This window comes from Vibrio sp. 2134-1, assembly GCF_033339495.1.
The window spans coordinates 1-634 of record NZ_JAWOUS010000567.1 but is presented as its reverse complement, the minus strand read 5'-3'; the positions used below and the strand labels follow the sequence as shown (position 1 = coordinate 634).

Here is a 634-nt window from a genome sequence, read left to right as displayed (position 1 = left end):
GGCTCAATTGGAAGATGCGACAGAAGCCTCTTCAGAGGTGTACGGAATTTTAGATACCGTGACCAGCCTTGCAGAAGCCGCCTCAATTCAAGCAAACACCAAACTGACCGACCACCTTGTGGCATGTGGTGAGTTAATGTCGACGCACATTTTGGCGCAACTCATGCGAGAGCGTGGTATCAATGCAGTACGATTTGATATTCGTGAAGTGCTAAGAACCGACGACAACTTTGGTCGCGCAGAGCCGAATGTCGAAGCTATTACTCAACTAGCGCAAGAGAAGCTTATCCCTTTATGTCTTGATTCTGTCGTCATCACACAGGGCTTCATTGGCTCTGACGAAGAAGGCAATACAACAACGTTAGGCCGTGGTGGTAGCGACTACAGTGCAGCCTTGATTGCTGAAGGTGTGAAAGCATCTGGACTTGAAATTTGGACAGATGTTCCTGGTATTTACACGACCGATCCTCGCATCGCACCAAAAGCGTCACCAATCCCAGAGATCAGCTTTAGTGAAGCCTCTGAAATGGCTAACTTTGGCGCGAAAATATTACACCCATCAACACTAGTCCCTGCTCTGCGTCATGATATCCCGGTTTTTGTTGGCTCATCCAAAGAACCAGAAAAAGGCGGC

At 48.3% G+C, this 634-nt stretch carries 1 protein-coding gene; it reads left to right on the top strand.

Annotated features, from left to right (window positions below; translation table 11 throughout):
* A partial coding sequence (locus R7R78_RS27265) for an aspartate kinase (protein WP_225474752.1) occupies positions 1-634 on the top strand: 634 nt, incomplete at both ends.